The sequence below is a fragment of the Vibrio sp. PID23_8 genome (genome assembly GCF_003584965.1).
GTDB lineage: Bacteria > Pseudomonadota > Gammaproteobacteria > Enterobacterales > Vibrionaceae > Vibrio.
The window spans coordinates 298,061-314,425 of the sequence record NZ_LIXE01000004.1; the positions used below are offsets into that span (position 1 = coordinate 298,061).

The 16,365-nt window shown below is 44.2% G+C and carries 13 protein-coding genes and 1 other annotated feature; of the genes, 5 read left to right on the forward strand and 8 right to left on the reverse strand.

Features of this window, described 5'->3' with window-relative positions; all coding sequences use genetic code 11:
• Positions 1 to 60 precede the first annotated feature (60 nt).
• The 3 genes from AK966_RS10305 to ettA all read right to left on the reverse strand — a co-directional run bounded on the left by AK966_RS10305 (position 61) and on the right by ettA (position 3,387).
• Positions 61 to 1,062: a M23 family metallopeptidase gene (locus AK966_RS10305; RefSeq protein ID WP_099078942.1), complete on the reverse strand. Its 1,002-nt coding sequence runs from the start codon at positions 1,060 to 1,062 to the stop codon at positions 61 to 63.
• 29 nt (positions 1,063 to 1,091) lie between these two features.
• On the reverse strand, positions 1,092 to 1,460 hold the full coding sequence (locus AK966_RS10310; RefSeq protein WP_099078943.1) for a PilZ domain-containing protein: 369 nt from the start codon (positions 1,458 to 1,460) through the stop codon (positions 1,092 to 1,094).
• A gap of 259 nt (positions 1,461 to 1,719) precedes the next feature.
• Positions 1,720 to 3,387, reverse strand: a complete 1,668-nt coding sequence (gene ettA / locus AK966_RS10315) for an energy-dependent translational throttle protein EttA (RefSeq protein ID WP_099078944.1) — start codon at positions 3,385 to 3,387, stop codon at positions 1,720 to 1,722.
• 370 nt (positions 3,388 to 3,757) lie between these two features.
• Between ettA and sltY the strand changes: the two genes are divergently transcribed.
• Together sltY and trpR are read left to right on the forward strand one after the other, a co-directional pair.
• On the forward strand, positions 3,758 to 5,704 hold the full coding sequence (gene sltY, locus AK966_RS10320) for a murein transglycosylase (protein WP_099078945.1): 1,947 nt from the start codon (positions 3,758 to 3,760) through the stop codon (positions 5,702 to 5,704).
• 13 nt (positions 5,705 to 5,717) lie between these two features.
• Entirely contained in the window at positions 5,718 to 6,020 is a 303-nt protein-coding gene (gene trpR / locus AK966_RS10325) for a trp operon repressor (RefSeq protein WP_005440603.1), read from the forward strand.
• A gap of 109 nt (positions 6,021 to 6,129) precedes the next feature.
• On the opposite strand, the gene yjjX is transcribed toward trpR, so the two are convergent.
• The 5 genes from yjjX to AK966_RS10350 all read right to left on the reverse strand — a co-directional run bounded on the left by yjjX (position 6,130) and on the right by AK966_RS10350 (position 11,125).
• Positions 6,130 to 6,663, reverse strand: coding sequence for an inosine/xanthosine triphosphatase (gene yjjX / locus AK966_RS10330; RefSeq protein ID WP_182852650.1), 534 nt, complete (start codon positions 6,661 to 6,663; stop codon positions 6,130 to 6,132).
• Positions 6,664 to 6,687: 24 nt separating this feature from the next.
• On the reverse strand, positions 6,688 to 7,866 hold the full coding sequence (pheA, locus tag AK966_RS10335) for a prephenate dehydratase (RefSeq protein ID WP_099078947.1): 1,179 nt from the start codon (positions 7,864 to 7,866) through the stop codon (positions 6,688 to 6,690).
• 12 nt (positions 7,867 to 7,878) lie between these two features.
• Positions 7,879 to 8,000 (reverse strand) — a sequence feature (Phe leader region).
• Between the two features lie 108 nt (positions 8,001 to 8,108).
• Positions 8,109 to 8,435 (reverse strand): ribosome hibernation-promoting factor, HPF/YfiA family, encoded by a 327-nt coding sequence (gene hpf, locus AK966_RS10340; protein WP_005447957.1) that lies wholly within the window; start codon positions 8,433 to 8,435, stop codon positions 8,109 to 8,111.
• Between the two features lie 384 nt (positions 8,436 to 8,819).
• Entirely contained in the window at positions 8,820 to 10,253 is a 1,434-nt protein-coding gene (locus AK966_RS10345; RefSeq protein ID WP_253252669.1) for a lytic transglycosylase F, read from the reverse strand.
• A gap of 143 nt (positions 10,254 to 10,396) precedes the next feature.
• Positions 10,397 to 11,125, reverse strand: a complete 729-nt coding sequence (locus AK966_RS10350) for an outer membrane protein assembly factor BamD (RefSeq protein WP_099078948.1) — start codon at positions 11,123 to 11,125, stop codon at positions 10,397 to 10,399.
• A gap of 136 nt (positions 11,126 to 11,261) precedes the next feature.
• Here AK966_RS10350 and rluD point away from each other — a divergent pair, with 136 nt between their 5' ends.
• The 3 genes from rluD to clpB all read left to right on the forward strand — a co-directional run bounded on the left by rluD (position 11,262) and on the right by clpB (position 15,686).
• Positions 11,262 to 12,239: a 23S rRNA pseudouridine(1911/1915/1917) synthase RluD gene (gene rluD, locus AK966_RS10355; protein ID WP_119464085.1), complete on the forward strand. Its 978-nt coding sequence runs from the start codon at positions 11,262 to 11,264 to the stop codon at positions 12,237 to 12,239.
• 1 nt (position 12,240) lies between these two features.
• Positions 12,241 to 12,969, forward strand: coding sequence for a peptidoglycan editing factor PgeF (pgeF, locus tag AK966_RS10360; protein WP_099078950.1), 729 nt, complete (start codon positions 12,241 to 12,243; stop codon positions 12,967 to 12,969).
• A 143-nt stretch (positions 12,970 to 13,112) separates the two neighbouring features.
• A complete protein-coding gene (clpB, locus tag AK966_RS10365; protein WP_099078951.1) occupies positions 13,113 to 15,686 on the forward strand; it encodes an ATP-dependent chaperone ClpB in 2,574 nt (857 codons plus the stop codon).
• Positions 15,687 to 16,365 lie beyond the last annotated feature (679 nt).

Genomic DNA, 16,365 nt, shown 5'->3' on the forward strand with positions numbered 1-16,365 from the left:
ATGATAAAAAGAGCAGCGTCGCAAGGCTGCTCTTTTTTGTTGCACTGAAGCCAACTTCTATCAGTTGGTTTTTGTCTGACTGCTACTTTCACTCGAAACAGTACTGATACGAGTATCGCGGTACGGTGAGTTGGTCAGGTTGACCTGTAGACGAACTACATTATCAATGAGCTGTACCAGTGGCCCCCACTTTACCTTCTTCTCTTTTTCAAATACGTAGTTAAAGTTCTCTGGGGTCCAATCCATTAGATACTGCGGATTAAGAGCACGACCAAGAAAGCGTACTTCATAATGAAGGTGAGGGCCTGTTGAGTTTCCTGAGTTACCACATCTAGCAATCACATCGCCTTTACTGACAAACTCTCCACTTTTTACGTTGAACTTTTGTAAGTGAGCAAAGGAGCTAGAAAAACCAAACGAGTGGCGTAATGTCAGGTAATTACCGTAGCCTTTATTACTAGGGCGAACGGTTTCAATGACACCATCGGCAGGCGCAAGAATTTCTTCACCACGTTTACAGGTTAGATCAATGCCAGTGTGGACATGGCGTTTGCCTGAGATAGGGTTAACTCGAGAGCCGTAAGACGAAGAGATACGCTGGTAGGTCATCGGGCTGTCGTTTGGGATCAAACGAAACATGGTTGCGCGCACAGCAGAGTCAACCGCCGCCGCATCGATACGCACTTCCAATGCTAGGTTATTTTCATCTCCGACAAGCTCTTCATCAGCAAGGCCTAGTACGGACTCAACATCAAAGACACGCTTGCCTAGCAGTTGAATCTGGTTGTTTTTGTCCGTCAGAGATTGAGACAGTGAGTGGTTGGTATCCAATTGTTCTTCGTAAAGCGCAGTGATTTCTGCTTTTTCACTTTCAAGCTTAGCTATGGTCTGGCTAAGGGTCTGTGTATCATGAACCTGCTTTTGGTTCAGATACCATGCGCCGCCGACGACTGCGGGCAATGTAACAACGGATGCACAGATGGTTAGGATCGAAAGGCGACCCAAATGAAATTGCTGATTGCCATCTTTTGTCGGGATCAGCATGGTAATTTTTTTAGACATAGTTATTGTTACTAAAGTAGGCGCACAATTTATTCTTCCTCTAAACCTGAAAGGTGCTCTAACTCTCGATTCAGAAGCGCGTTATTGCCTACATTCAATTCTATAAAATGTTTTAGTTGGCTAATACTCTCGATGTCTATGTCGCTTATCTTTAACCGAATCTCATTGTTTGCAATTGAAATGATACCAGCACTTAGCTGCACCACCTGTTCTGATTGAATAAATGAGAAGCCCACTTCTACCGGAAGTGACGAATTCAACGGTTTTGCATCTTCAACTTTTAATAGCAAGCCATGTAATGAAAGATCTTGAATCGTAGCTTGCATTGCCAAGTCACCTTGCTCAATTAGAGTCGATACTTGGTAGATGATGCGTGAAAAGTGTCGTCTCTCCGTCATAGAGCTTTCTCGTAAAGTATTCAAAAAATTGAAAGATTATATCAAGCAGTACAAAGATTGTTCAATCTTTGCTCTTGAAATGTCGAGACAGCTACAGAGTTAGGCTAGCTAGTGGTCATGCTCTTGGCCTACTTGGGAGGCACTTCGAGTTATTTATGCAACCCATACAACAAAGGCCGCTATGATAGCGACCTTTGTACGAATGACAAGCAAAGGTGAGCGTAGGGTGATATACCACACACTCATCTTATAACCGAAATTACTTCGATACGCGCTTGTATTTGATGCGGTGTGGTTCAGCTGCTTCAGGACCAAGGGTCTTCTTCAGCCATTCCATGTACTCGTTGTAGTTACCTTCGTAGAAGTTAACTTGACCTTCATCACGGTAGTCGATGATGTGCGTAGCGATACGGTCTAGGAACCAACGGTCGTGCGAGATAACCATGGCACAGCCAGGGAATTCGAGCAGTGCTTCTTCTAGTGCTCGTAGCGTTTCAACGTCAAGGTCGTTGGTTGGTTCATCGAGTAGCAGTACGTTACCGCCAGCTTTAAGCAGCTTAGCAAGGTGTACACGGTTACGCTCACCACCTGATAGCTCGCCAATGATCTTCTGCTGATCTGAGCCTTTGAAGTTAAAGCGAGAACAGTAAGCACGCGCAGGGATTTCGAAGTTGTTGATCTTGATGATGTCAGCGCCTTCAGAAATCTCTTGGAATACCGTGTTCTTGTCGTTCATTGAGTCACGGAACTGTTCAACAGACGCCAGTTTCACTGTTTCACCCAGTTCAATAGTACCTGAATCTGGCTGCTCAGTGCCGCTTAACATCTTAAATAGGGTTGATTTACCCGCACCGTTGGCACCGATGATACCTACGATTGCACCCTTAGGTATGCTGAACGATAGATCATCGATAAGAACGCGACCGTCGAATGACTTCGTCAGGTTGTTCACTTCGATAACTTTATCACCTAGGCGCTCACCTGGCGGGATGAACAGTTCGTTGGTTTCGTTACGTTTTTGATGATCAGTGCTTTGCAGCTCTTCAAAACGAGCCATACGAGCTTTAGATTTTGCTTGGCGACCTTTCGGGTTCTTACGTACCCATTCCAGTTCTTTCTCGATGGTTTTTTGACGAGCACTTTCTTGAGATGACTCTTGCTGTAGACGGGCATCTTTTTGCTCTAGCCATGAGGTGTAGTTACCTTGCCAAGGAATACCTTCACCACGGTCAAGTTCTAGGATCCAGCCTGCCGCGTTATCTAGGAAGTAACGGTCGTGCGTGATAGCAACGACAGTACCAGTGTAGTCCACAAGGAAGCGCTCTAGCCATGCAACAGACTCAGCATCCAAGTGGTTGGTTGGTTCGTCTAGCAATAGCATGTCTGGTTTTTCTAGAAGCAGACGACAAATGGCAACACGGCGACGCTCACCACCAGATAGGTGGGCAATCTTTTGATCCCACTCTGGTAGGCGAAGGGCATCTGCAGCACGCTCTAGTGCGTTATCTAGATTGTGACCGTCTTTCGCTTGAATCAGCGCTTCCAGTTCACCTTGCTCTTTTGCAAGTGCATCGAAGTCTGCATCAGGCTCAGCATACGCTGCATATACCGCATCCAAACGCGTAAGAGCGCCAGCAACATCAGCAACGGCTTCTTCAACAACTTCACGAACCGTTTTTGATTCGTCTAGTACTGGCTCCTGAGGCAGGTAACCTACGTTAAGGCCAGGTTGTGGGCGAGCTTCACCATCGATGTCGGTATCGATACCTGCCATGATACGCAGCAGAGTAGATTTACCCGCACCGTTCAAACCTAAAACACCGATTTTGGCACCAGGGAAAAAGCTTAGAGAGATGTCTTTAAGAATTTGACGCTTAGGTGGCACGATTTTGCTCACCCGCGACATGGTATATACGTATTCAGCCATTGCCGATCGTTCCTAAATTAACTGTCATTTAAAGCGACTATTTTATACCAACTCATCCAGTTTTGTTACCGCATTGCAAGAAATTCCAATCTCGTGTGATTTCTTCTTTATCGCTGACCGGAAACTCACATGCTTAGGGTATACACTTTTGTTGTTCGCCTTTAAATAGAACGGACTCTGATGATGAACCATGACTTTTATGGAATCTATTCTTTTTGCAAGGCTCTAAAGTTTCACGAGCACAACATTTATTATATCAAGTCGCTTTAGAATGAGCGTGTAATAGAATGCAAATAAATGCATATGCTTTATCTCCGTCACGTTTTGCTTTTGCTCGTGGCGGAGAGTAAAGAGAACAACGTCTGGGGAAATGACGCACATGACATTCAACGTATCTGAATTGGCTAAAAGAGTATGTTATGCAGCCGCTTTATGTGCGGTAAGTGTGACAGCAAGCGCGGCGCTAAGCTTAGAAAAGCAGCGTCAAGTCTACGAACAGGCTCAAAACCTAATAGATAACAATGATATCGATGGTTATTTGTCTATTCGTCCCAAAATCGCCGATTATCCGCTGACCCCTTATGTGGATTATCGAGTGTTTTTGAGGCAATTATCGAGTAAGTCCCCTGAGCAGGTGGATGAATTTATTAAAGACTATGAGGCTTTTCCATTCTCACGTCGGATTCGCGCCCCTTACCTAGATAGTCTATATCGCCAGAAAGACTGGAAAACTATTACCGAGTTCCAGAAGTTTGAGCCCAGTGGTGAGCGTTATCAGTGTATCTTTTATGTCGCTCAGCTAGAACAAGGCAAACAAGTCGCGGCCTTTAAAGGTGCTGAACATATGTGGCTGCGAGGTAAGAGCATTGCCGATGAATGCGATCCGTTGTTTTTTGCTTGGGATAAATCGGGCGGACGTACTGATGACATGATCTTGCAACGTATGTTGTTGGCGTTTGATGCGCGCAATGGTGGTTTAATTACCTATCTGCAAAAGCTACCGAAGTCGGCGAAAGCGCAGCAGCAAGCTAAGGCGATGAAAGCCCTGTTTGATAAGCCGGAAAGCGTAGCTGGGTTTGCCAAGAAGCAATCTGCTAATGACTTCAATCGTGCGCAGAGTGAATATGCGTTAAAAAAGCTGGCTCGTAAGAATATTGAACAAGCGCAAGTTGCATACGCGTCTGTTGTCAAAGGGCAGAAGTTCTCGCCGCAAGAAGCGCAAGCTCTCGCAGATTACATTGCGATTCGTTTGATTCGTACCGAGTCTGAATCGTTGGCTAAGTGGCGAGATGACAAAACGAAAACCAGTAAACACCTGCCATTAATTGAGAGTCGTATCCGTCTGTCGATTCAAAATGGCGATTGGGAAGGTGTGCAAAAATGGATTGCTGTACTGAATCAAGAGGAGCAGGCATCACTTCGCTGGCAGTACTGGTTAGGACGTAGTGAGATTGCTCTTGGTGAGCAAGGGGCTGGTAAAAAACGACTCGCTAAACTTGTCGGTCAGCGTAACTTTTACAGTGTCGCGGCAGCCAATGCGATTGGGCAGTCAATAAAGTATCCATCGAGCTCTGTAACGTTGGACAAGAAGGCCATTCAACCGTACCAAAAATCATTGCTTCGAATTGAAGAGTTAATTGAAACAGACAAAATTGCTGCAGCCAAAAGCGAATGGGCACATTTGCTACGTCGTGTAGACAACGATGAGAAAACGATGCTAGCGGCTTATGCTGCCTCAAAACGCTGGTACCACCTAACCGTGGCGGCGAGTATTCAGGCTAAAATGTGGGACAACATGGAATTGAGATTCCCAGTAGCACATCGCTGGTGGTTTAACTTTTATGCAGATAAGCACAATATCGATCCGATCACGATGATGTCATTAGCTAGACAAGAAAGTGCGCTAGATTCAGAGGCGCGCTCTCCTGTGGGGGCTCGTGGCTTGATGCAGATCATGCCTGCTACGGCAAAGTACACCGCGCGTAAATACAAGCTCAAGTATCAAGGAACAGAAGACTTATATAACGTGGGTAAGAACATTGAAATAGGCAGTCATTACCTGCAAGGCTTGATGGAGGATTACGATAATAATCGTATTTTTGCGCTCGCTGCTTATAATGCTGGACCTAACCGAGTAAAAACGTGGCGAGAGCGAACCCAAGGAAAAGTAGACGCTTATTCCTTTATTGAAGCGATTCCATTTAAAGAGACACGCGGTTACGTGCAGAATATCTTGATGTTTGAAACTTACTATCGTGATCTTTTGGGCGTTGATGGTGCGTTCTTGACCCAAAACGAGATCAATACCAAGTATTGAGTGAGGTAACTTGATGTCACATGAACCTGAGTACAAAGACTGGCAACAGATTGTTGAACTGATTCGCTCAAGTGTAGATAACCAGCAACATGAGATGCTGCTGACTATGCTAATGACACCGGATGAGAGAGAATCACTCACCGCGCGTGTGAACATTCTCAATGAACTGCTTAAAGGTGAGCTTTCTCAGCGTCAAATCAGTCAAATGCTTGGGGTTGGTATTGCGACCATTACCCGTGGTTCTAATGAATTGAAGTCGAAGTCTGACGCAGACAAAGATAAGCTTAAAACGTTGTTAGAGCAGGGCGCTCAATAATGTTAAGTTTCAGATAGCAAAAAGGGCGACACTATCGCCCTTTTTTAATGCTGTTTTTCTCTGTCAGTTTTACCACGCAAAAATGAACCGTTATTTACTACGATTGGTATTACAGATTTGACGGGAAGTGTTCTGGGTTGGTGAATGGAATTAGAGCCAAAATCAAGGCTTGATGATATACTGAACTGCGAGTGAGTTGGTGCTGTGTTAGTAAACCAATCGCACCGCCTTTCTGCTTGATATTCTCCGTGCCAAACACTTCATCCATTACATCACCAAGTTCGTTAGCATGTTCTAATTTCTTCAATACTTCTGGTGGTAGCATTAGGCTCGCTGAACGCGACTCCCCGCGGTGTGTTTCTGATTCAATCACCATCCAAGCAAACGTCACATTACCTTCGATACCCGCTTCAAGACCGACATAGAAATCTGCAGTTGTTATGACTTTTTTCGCATTGCGTACACGATTTAGTGCGCCAAGGTGCGTTTCCATATTCGTCATTGGTTGTTCAGCCACTTCACTGGGGACATTTACGCCAACAAACTCGAAGCTTTGTTGTGGAAAAGCGCTTTGGAATGCACTCTCTACTGCTTTGATTTTGGCTGGGTTAAGCGAAGCAATAACGACTTTTTGGTCTACCATGATCTTTCTACTCATTGATGTCCATTAACTCAATTTTACTTGGGTTGGTTTTACGTTCTCACTTGGGTAACATCCCAATACTTTCAGATGCTTAGTTATCTTAGTGAGTTCTTCGAGCACTTGTTGCATTTCGGTTGAACCAAGATGAGATTCCAAGTCTACATAGAACATTTCTTCCCATGGATTACCCATGATTGGACGTGACTCTAGTTTGGTCATATTGATGCCGTAGCGCTGCAGAACCAACAGCGTTTCAACCAAGGATCCGGCTTCTTGTGATGTAGACATGATCAGCGTTGTCTTCGCTGGAATCTGGGGTGACACTTCAACAGGCTTACGAGCTACCACAATGAAGCGTGTGTGGTTTTCTGTTTGATTCGCAATGTTACCTTGGATAGCTTGCAGGCCGTACAGTTTGCCGCTTGATGCGTTACCAATAGCAGCTACGTCATCACGGGCAAGCTCTTGCACTTTTTGCATCGCATCAGCGGTGCTAGCACAAGATTCTAGTTTCACGCCTTTCATGCGGCTTAGGAACTCGCTGCACTGCTGATGTGGTTGCGGGTGAGAGTAAAGTGTTTTGATGTTCTCAAGGCGAATATCTTTCGTTGCAACAAGGCAGTGCTCGATAGGCTGAGTGAGTTCACCTACAATGTACAGCGTAGTGTGCTGAAGAAGGTCGTAAACTTCGTTGATAGAGCCAGAGCTCGTGTTTTCTATAGGTAATACGCCATAGTCTGCATGGCCGGATTCAACAGTTTGAGTCACTTCTTTGAAGTGTTCGCAGTTCAGTTCAATCAGCTCGGTATTCTTACGGCTAAAGTACTCACGGCTGGCAAGATGGGAGTAAGAACCCTTTGAACCAAGAAAAGCAACACGAGCTAAAGGCTTACGGCTTTGTTGTGGGTTGACTAAGTTTTGTAGGTAGCTCTGTTGAAGGAGTACAGAGTCCTCGATGATGGTATGGAAAAGTTTGGTGATGTACTGAGCGTCGAGTTCGTATTTATCACGGCCGTTAGTGATCAGTTTAACGAGAAGTTGTTGTTCACGGACTGCATCTCTAACAGGTTTTGACGTTTGTACTTTGCTTTTTGCTACTTCAATGCTGAGTTTTCGGCGTTCGGACAGTAGGCTAAGCAGTTGGTCATCGAGCTCATTCAAACGTAAACGAATTTCATCCAGGGAAATAGGTTGGTCAGTCATCAATTCTTTCCTTATAAAAAAGCCCCCCGATTTGGGAGGCTTTCTGTTTGTTTTTGACTTTTCTTTCACAAACGAGTTAGCCCCTCCTACTATGGAAGGAAAAAGAAGTCAAAAATAAACAGGTTGGTTAAATGCATAAATAGTGGTTAATTTGTGAGTGTTTAAACACAATAAGCAAGCTGGCGGGGAGCGTCAAGCAAAAAAATAGCGCCTTTCGGCGCTATTTCCTCAATCTGGTCTATTTACTCTTCTTCTTCCACTAGCTCAGGCTTATTCGCACGTCGAGCTTCAGGTTTGTGGGTCAGCTTATTCAATTGTCGTTCTAGTTTTTGCTCCACTTCGTTGATAGCTGCATACAGATCTTCGTGAGTTGCAGAGGCGATTAGCTGGCCTTTAGGAACTTTAATAACGGCTTCGAATTTCTTCTGTTTGTTTGGTTCCTCACTGAATGTTGCCTGGCATCCGATGATGTCGACTTGCCATTTTTCCAGCTTCTTGAATTTGCTCTCAATATGAGCGCGGATTGCAGAGGTGATTTCGATGTTTTTACCAGTAATGTTCATTGTCATAAAAGTTTTCCTCTGTTTCATCCCTCATGGGTTAAGTTCAGATTACCGCTTTGACGAGAAAAGAATGTGATCCAAGTCACCATTCAGGCTGGGTTTTTGGCGTTCAAAAACGAATGTGATCTGACTCAAGAACTGTCTAGATTTATGCGGAAATAGCTTGTTATCGGATTCTAAATCATTAGATTGAATAGAGTGTTGAGCTGAAAACTAACCCGTTTTTAGGGATATTTTACAGCCTGTAATTCTAGCAACTCAAAAATTAATCAATATTAAATCGTGATATGCATCGCACATTTTAGTGTTTCGATGGTGAGTTAAAAGTGGGGTACCTTTCCCCAAGTGACCCCTTTACCTAGCAAGATTCATTCAGCTTAAAACATACGGTCAACTTTTCGGACTTGAACTTGAGTTGGGACTTGATGTGTCGTTTTTTTCTCCCGCTAAGCGAAGCAAATGACTATATATGACATAATAGCGATTAATATTTCGTACGTAGTTAACTGTCTCGCTAAAGCCACTTCCCCTCATAACCGTTTCAACATTTTGAAACCATATGTCTGGGTTGTAACCTTCTTGCATCGCTTTTTTACGCATCTTTTCAACGTTTCCTGGTCCTGAATTGTAGGCGGCAAGTGTTAAGTAAACTTGGTTTTCACGAGTTATCGAATTATCGCTGAAATATTGTTTACGAAGAAAGCTCAAATACTTAACTCCAGCGTGAACATTATTATCTAAGTTTTTAATATTTTTTATGTTTACATTTGCATCCCTAGCCGTACTTGGCAAAATCTGCATCATACCCACCGCCCCTCTTTTAGAAACTAAGTTATTATTAAATCCAGACTCCTGATACGCTAAAGCCGCAATCATCAAATAATTAAAATGATATTTATCAGCGTATTTTTTAAAAAGAGTGGATAGTTGTTCAAGCTTACTAAGGGTTTGTGGGCTGAGAACTTTATCGAGCCAATCAGTATTTTCTAGATAACGGCTATCTAAGATATTTCCCAACAAGGTTCCCTCTTTTGCTTTTTTAATGAAGGCATTCACAATGGCTTCTATTTCTGGGCTATTTTCTCGTACTGCCCATGCTATTTCAGCATCTTCTCTTAAGGGGATGATTTCGTGTACACGTAACGTATCCATGTGATTAAGCCATAGATCGGCTTTGTGACTATCGAGGACCATAGCTTGTATGTAACCTTTGTTTAGCATTTGAAGCAGTTCATAATCTTGTATTGTTTCATCAACAAAATGCACAGAGATTGGTTCAAGCCCTGCCTTGGCAAAAGTTTTGTTCAACGACAGAATACTTTCATAATGACTTGAACTCTTACGAACCGACAATTCTTTGCCGCTTAACTGAGTGATGTCGGTGATCGTTGGTATATCCTTATTGGTGACTACCCACTCTGAAATGCCTGTCCGCAATGGGTCGCTAAAGTCGACAAGCTGTTCTCTACTTTCGGTTTTCGTTAAGTTAGCAATAGCTAGGTCTCCAAATCCTTCCTCTAAATATGTCAATATCTTATCTCTAGGGACGGGAATGACTTGAATGTGTAGTGATGGTTGGATTTTACGCAGATCTTTCTCAAATTCTGTCAACAGTTCAGCAGCGATGCCTTTAGATTGACCATTTTCAACGTAATAGAATCCAAGATCAGCGGTTACTAATACCCGAACGAGATTGCGCTCTTTGAGAGTGGAAAAGTCTCCGATATATGGAGGTTGCTTTAGTGGGGATAAACCTAGAGCATTAATCGATGCTGAAATGAGTAGCACTAACCAGAAAACTACCCATCGATTTATTAATGACACAATCACACCCAGACAAAACGAGAATAGTCTCTTAAGTGTAGACGTTGGAGCCTAAAAAGAACCAAGTAATTGCTTGGTGCTTAATTCATGGCTGTTTAGCTTCGATGAAAAAACGCCACAGAGTCAGCTGTGGCGGTAGGAGGTTATTTGACAGGATTGAGTTTAATGAGTTCTTCTGTTCTTACGATGGCATCGTCTAGACCGAGTTCTTTATAGGCGGCAAGTTGGATCTTAAGCGACTTACGAGCAGCCTCGGTATCTGGAAAGGCTTTTTGCAATTCCTGAGCGCGGTTAATGGCTGCGATCCAAGCTTCACGGCGTAGGTAGAAGTCCGCAGTGGCCAGATCGTACTCAGCAAGGCGATTCTTCAATGCTACCATGCGCTTTTGCGAATCTTCTGCGTATGGGCTGGTTGGGTAACGCTCTAACAGTTTCTTGAAGTCATCAAAGGCTTTCTTTACAGGTTCTGGATCACGGTCGCTACGATCAATACTGAACAAGTCATGCATAAAGTTACGGTCTTGCGCCATGTGGCTCAAACCACGCATGTAAAGCACCCAGTCCATTTTTTTGTGAGTTGGGTTTAAACGCATAAAACGAGAAATTGTTGCTAAGCCCAGTGCTAAATCGTCATTTTTGTAGTATGCGTAAATAAGGTCAAGTTGTACCTGTTCTGAGTAAGCACCAAACGGATAACGGGAATCTAATGCTTCTAGTTTTTCGATCGCAGAAAGCCAGTTACCGCTTTGTAGAGATGTTTGTGCGTCTGCATACAGTTCAGAAGGTGGCACATCAGGAACGATTTCTTCTTTGCTTGCACAGCCAAACAGAAGGGATACCGCTAAAAGGCCTATTAAAGTCTGATGTTTCATATCAGGAGTCTGTTCCTTGAATCTAAATATTTCTTAAGCTGCCGTTACTTTCTTTCCAGTAACAGATACAATGATGTAATACTCTATTTTTCCACAGTCGTGAGCATTAGTCTCACAGTTTTTAAAAAAGTTCGATATGGCTCAGCAGATTGTTTTAACCAACACCGTAAAAGATAGCCAGTTAGGTCAACGTTTAGACCAAGCTATCGCCGAATTATTCGCTGACTTTTCTCGCTCGCGCCTAAAAGAATGGTTGCTTGACGGGAAGGTTCAAGTGAATGGTGAAGTTGTCACTAAACCTCGTACCAAAGTAATGGGGGGCGAGGAAATTACCTTGCAAGCCGAGCTGGAAGATGAAGAACGCTGGGAGGCACAAGATATCCCGCTAGATATCGTCTACGAAGATGATGACATCATCGTGATCAACAAGCCTCGTGATTTTGTAGTACACCCAGGTGCAGGTACGCCAGATGGCACTGTTCTTAACGCATTGTTACATCACTACCCAGACATCGCTGAAGTACCGCGTGCAGGTATCGTGCACCGCCTGGATAAAGACACAACCGGTCTGATGGTCGTTGCGAAAACAGTACCAGCGCAAACTCGTTTAGTGCGTGCACTGCAAAAACGTAACATCACGCGTGAGTACGAAGCGATTGCGATCGGCCGTATGACGGCAGGTGGTAAAGTGGATCAGCCCATTGGTCGTCACTCTACCAAGCGCACGCTGATGGCGGTTGCGCCTCTGGGTAAACCGGCGGTAACACACTACCGTGTGGCGGAGCACTTCCGTGAACACACGCGTATTCGTCTGCGTCTAGAAACCGGCCGTACACACCAAATCCGTGTTCATATGTCTTACCTACAGCATCCGCTCCTAGGTGATACTGCTTATGGTGGCCGTGCCCGTATCCCAACGGGTGCATCACAAGAACTGACGGAGATGATTCGTGGTTTCGACCGCCAGGCACTACACGCAGTAATGCTACGTTTCGAGCATCCTATCACTGGCGAAGAGCTTGAGTTCCATGCTCCTATTCCAGATGACATGGTGATAATGACGGAAGCGCTGCGCAAAGATACGGAAGAATTCGGTTTGCCAGACGAGTTCTAATATGAAGATAATTATTCCCAACTGGCCTGCACCTAAAAACGTAAAAGCTTTTGCCTCAACACGAGTCGGGGGTTTCTCTACGGGTTCTTATCAAGGACTGAATTTAGGTGCGCATGTTGGGGATGATTGGTCGTTAGTTGAAAAGAATCGTGATTGGTTGGCGCTGCAAGTAAGTATGCCGAATGCGCCAGTTTGGTTAAATCAAACGCATTCTACTGTCGTTGCTCAAATTAACGAGCCAACTTTGGATGTGTTGGATGCCGATGGTGTGTTCACCTCTTCTCAGCATGTTGTTTGTTCAGCGATGACCGCAGACTGTTTGCCGGTGTTGCTGACGAATACGCAAGGTACACAAGTCGCCGCTGTTCATGCAGGTTGGCGAGGTCTAGCGAACGGCATCGTTGAAAATGCATTAGAGTTATTTTCTGGTGAAGTTATCGCATGGCTTGGGCCAGCAATAGGTCCTCAAGCATTTGAAGTTGGTGACGATGTGTTACAAGCGTTTGTTGATTTTGATTCACAAGCTCGACATGCATTTCTACCGCGAGATATTTCCGGCAAATGGTTTGCCGATATGTCAAAACTCGCAACTCAGCGCTTGAACAAAGCTGGCGTCACACAAGTGTTCGATTCAGGTCTTTGTACTTTTCAAGACTCAGATTCTTTTTATTCTTACCGTCGTGATGGTGTGACGGGTCGACAAGCGACTTTTATTTGGATTGAAGAATAAGCATATCAACCAGACCTTACTTAAAGGTATCGCTATTGTTGCAAAGCTATCTTTATTGATTTACTCCCTTGAATTTCCCCCCAGTAGTATCCATCTTTCTAACTGTTAAAGAATTTTCTTCAGTTGAAGTTAGGAAGGTTGATATGCGTCTTGATAGATTTACCAGTAAGTTTCAAATCGCTATCTCTGATGCGCAGTCACTAGCGTTAGGTCGCGATCATCAATATATCGAACCCGTGCACTTAATGGTGGCGTTGCTCGATCAGAACGGTAGCCCAATTCGTCCACTACTGACGATGTTAGATGTGGATGTTACTCATCTTCGCTCTAAGTTGAGTGAAATGTTAGATCGACTGCCAAAAGTCAGTGGCATTGGCGGTGATGTTCAGCTATCAAGTTCGATGGGAACCTTATTCAACCTGTGTGACAAAGTTGCTCAAAATCGTCAGGATTCCTACATTTCTTCAGAAGTCTTTTTATTAGCTGCGTTAGAGGATCGAGGTCCACTTGGTCAGTTATTTAAAGAGATCGGGCTGACCGAGCAAAAAGTTAGCCAAGCGATCGAAAAGATCAGAGGTGGTCAAAAAGTCAAAGACCCGAATGCTGAAGAGCTGCGCCAAGCATTGGAAAAGTTCACCATAGATCTTACTGAACGAGCAGAGCAGGGGAAGTTGGATCCAGTTATCGGCCGCGATGACGAAATTCGTCGAACCATCCAAGTATTACAACGTCGTACCAAAAACAATCCCGTCATCATTGGTGAGCCCGGAGTGGGTAAGACCGCGATTGTCGAGGGGCTTGCGCAGCGCATCATTAATAATGAAGTACCAGAAGGCCTACGTGGTCGCCGTGTGTTGTCTCTAGACATGGGGGCATTGGTCGCTGGTGCCAAATACCGCGGTGAATTCGAAGAGCGATTGAAGTCTGTACTGAATGAGTTAGCCAAAGAAGAAGGCAATGTCATTCTATTTATCGATGAGCTTCATACCATGGTCGGTGCAGGTAAGGGTGAAGGCTCAATGGATGCGGGTAACATGCTAAAGCCAGCATTGGCCCGTGGCGAACTTCACTGCGTGGGCGCAACAACGTTGGATGAATACCGTCAATATATAGAAAAAGATGCCGCGCTTGAGCGTCGTTTTCAAAAAGTGCTTGTGGATGAGCCTACGGTAGAAGATACGATAGCGATCTTACGGGGTTTGAAAGAGCGTTATGAATTGCACCATCATGTAGAGATCACTGATCCTGCGATTGTTGCTGCAGCAAGTTTGTCGCACCGTTATGTTTCTGACCGTCAGTTGCCAGATAAAGCGATCGACCTAATTGACGAAGCGGCTTCGAGCATTCGTTTACAGATCGACTCTAAACCTGAGTCGTTAGATAAACTCGAACGTAAAATCATCCAACTTAAAATTGAGCAACAAGCGCTAAGCAACGAGCACGATGAAGCGAGTGAAAAACGCTTGGATGTTCTTAATGATGAGTTGAATGAAAAAGAGCGTGAATACGCAGAGCTAGAAGAGGTGTGGAATGCCGAAAAAGCCGCACTGTCCGGCACACAACATATTAAAGGTGAGTTAGAGCAGGCTCGCATGGATATGGACTTTGCGCGTCGTGCGGGTGACTTAAACCGTATGTCTGAATTGCAATATGGCCGTATTCCTGAGCTAGAGAAGCAACTCGATCTTGCGACACAGGCCGAAATGCAAGAGATGACTCTGCTGCGAAATAAAGTAACAGATAACGAAATTGCCGAAGTGCTTTCTAAGCAAACCGGTATCCCGGTATCGAAAATGCTAGAAGCAGAAAAAGAAAAACTGCTTCGCATGGAAGATGTTCTACATAAGCGTGTTATTGGTCAGGCAGAGGCGGTGGAAGTGGTATCAAATGCAATTCGCCGTAGTCGTGCTGGATTATCTGATCCGAATCGACCGATTGGATCGTTCTTATTCTTAGGTCCAACAGGTGTAGGTAAAACAGAACTGTGTAAGACACTCGCGAGCTTCATGTTTGACAGTGAAGATGCGATGGTGCGTATCGACATGTCAGAGTTCATGGAGAAACACTCCGTAGCAAGGTTGGTTGGTGCTCCTCCAGGCTACGTTGGTTATGAAGAAGGTGGCTACCTAACCGAAGCTGTTCGTCGTAAACCATATTCTGTCATCTTGTTAGATGAAGTAGAGAAGGCACATCCGGACGTATTTAATATCTTGCTTCAAGTGTTAGACGATGGTCGCCTCACCGATGGACAAGGTCGCACAGTTGACTTCCGGAATACAGTAGTGATCATGACATCGAACTTAGGTTCTGCTCGAATCCAAGAGAATTTTGCAACTTTGGATTACCAAGGTATTAAGAATGAAGTGATGGACGTGGTTAGTAAGCACTTCCGACCGGAGTTCTTAAATCGTGTTGATGAAAGCGTGGTGTTCCATCCTCTAGGTCAAAACCACATTAAGTCAATTGCATCTATTCAACTAGAACGTTTAGCGAAACGACTAGAAGAGAAAGGCTATCAATTTGAGGTGTCTGAGAAAGCGCTCGATTTGATTGCTCAGGTTGGTTTCGACCCTGTGTATGGTGCGCGCCCACTAAAGCGTGCCATTCAGCAATATGTTGAGAACCCACTAGCGAAATCCATTCTTGCTGGGCAAATTTTACCCGATAAGATAATTCAGTTAATCGTTAGCAATGACCAAATTATCGCTCACCAATAAAGGCATTAATTCAAAATTAAATGTGATCAACTTCAACTATTAGGGGCCGTAAGGCCCCTTTTTACTCCCCTTTTACTAAGTTTTGATTGTTTTTTATTCGAACGGTTTAAAAGAGGCAGTTTTTTTTGAAAAATAGGCTTGCGTTCTTAAACGAACTCCCTATAATTCGCCTCCGTTGTCTAGGGGAAGCAAGCAAAGCAGAACCGAGGTGGCAAAGCGGTTGAGTTGGAAAGTAACTCGCAGAGAAATAACTTAAAAAAGTGTTTGACACGAAAAGTTATATCGATAAAATGGCCGTCCACTTTGAAGGTAACTTCAGAGTGTGCTCTTTAACAATATAGACCTATCAATCTGTGTGGGCACTCGTTGATGATAATCCAATTAGAAACTTCGGTTTCAAATTAGGTTTCAATGAACTGAGTGACCAATCAAGTCGCAAGACTTGGCACAGTCAATTCATTATCGTTCTGTTGGAACGATAATAGCTTTAAAATTACTTCTTACTTCGAGTAAGAGCAGTTTTGAAGTCAGTATTCATTAAGCCTCTCCCTATTTATTTAGGGAATCAAAAACTTTAAATTGAAGAGTTTGATCATGGCTCAGATTGAACGCTGGCGGCAGGCCTAACACATGCAAGTCGAGCGGCAGCGACAACATTGAACCTTCGGGGGATTTGTTG

Bases quoted from the DNA above. Each gene is read 5' to 3' on its own strand.
- AK966_RS10305 (WP_099078942.1), bottom strand. From the start codon at position 1,062: ATGTCTAAAAAAATTACCATGCTGATCCCGACAAAAGATGGCAATCAG.
- AK966_RS10310 (WP_099078943.1), bottom strand. From the start codon at position 1,460: ATGACGGAGAGACGACACTTTTCACGCATCATCTACCAAGTATCGACT.
- ettA (WP_099078944.1), bottom strand. From the start codon at position 3,387: ATGGCTGAATACGTATATACCATGTCGCGGGTGAGCAAAATCGTGCCA.
- sltY (WP_099078945.1), top strand. From the start codon at position 3,758: ATGACGCACATGACATTCAACGTATCTGAATTGGCTAAAAGAGTATGT.
- trpR (WP_005440603.1), top strand. From the start codon at position 5,718: ATGTCACATGAACCTGAGTACAAAGACTGGCAACAGATTGTTGAACTG.
- yjjX (WP_182852650.1), bottom strand. From the start codon at position 6,663: ATGGTAGACCAAAAAGTCGTTATTGCTTCGCTTAACCCAGCCAAAATC.
- pheA (WP_099078947.1), bottom strand. From the start codon at position 7,866: ATGACTGACCAACCTATTTCCCTGGATGAAATTCGTTTACGTTTGAAT.
- hpf (WP_005447957.1), bottom strand. From the start codon at position 8,435: ATGACAATGAACATTACTGGTAAAAACATCGAAATCACCTCTGCAATC.
- AK966_RS10350 (WP_099078948.1), bottom strand. From the start codon at position 11,125: ATGAAACATCAGACTTTAATAGGCCTTTTAGCGGTATCCCTTCTGTTT.
- rluD (WP_119464085.1), top strand. From the start codon at position 11,262: ATGGCTCAGCAGATTGTTTTAACCAACACCGTAAAAGATAGCCAGTTA.
- pgeF (WP_099078950.1), top strand. From the start codon at position 12,241: ATGAAGATAATTATTCCCAACTGGCCTGCACCTAAAAACGTAAAAGCT.
- clpB (WP_099078951.1), top strand. From the start codon at position 13,113: ATGCGTCTTGATAGATTTACCAGTAAGTTTCAAATCGCTATCTCTGAT.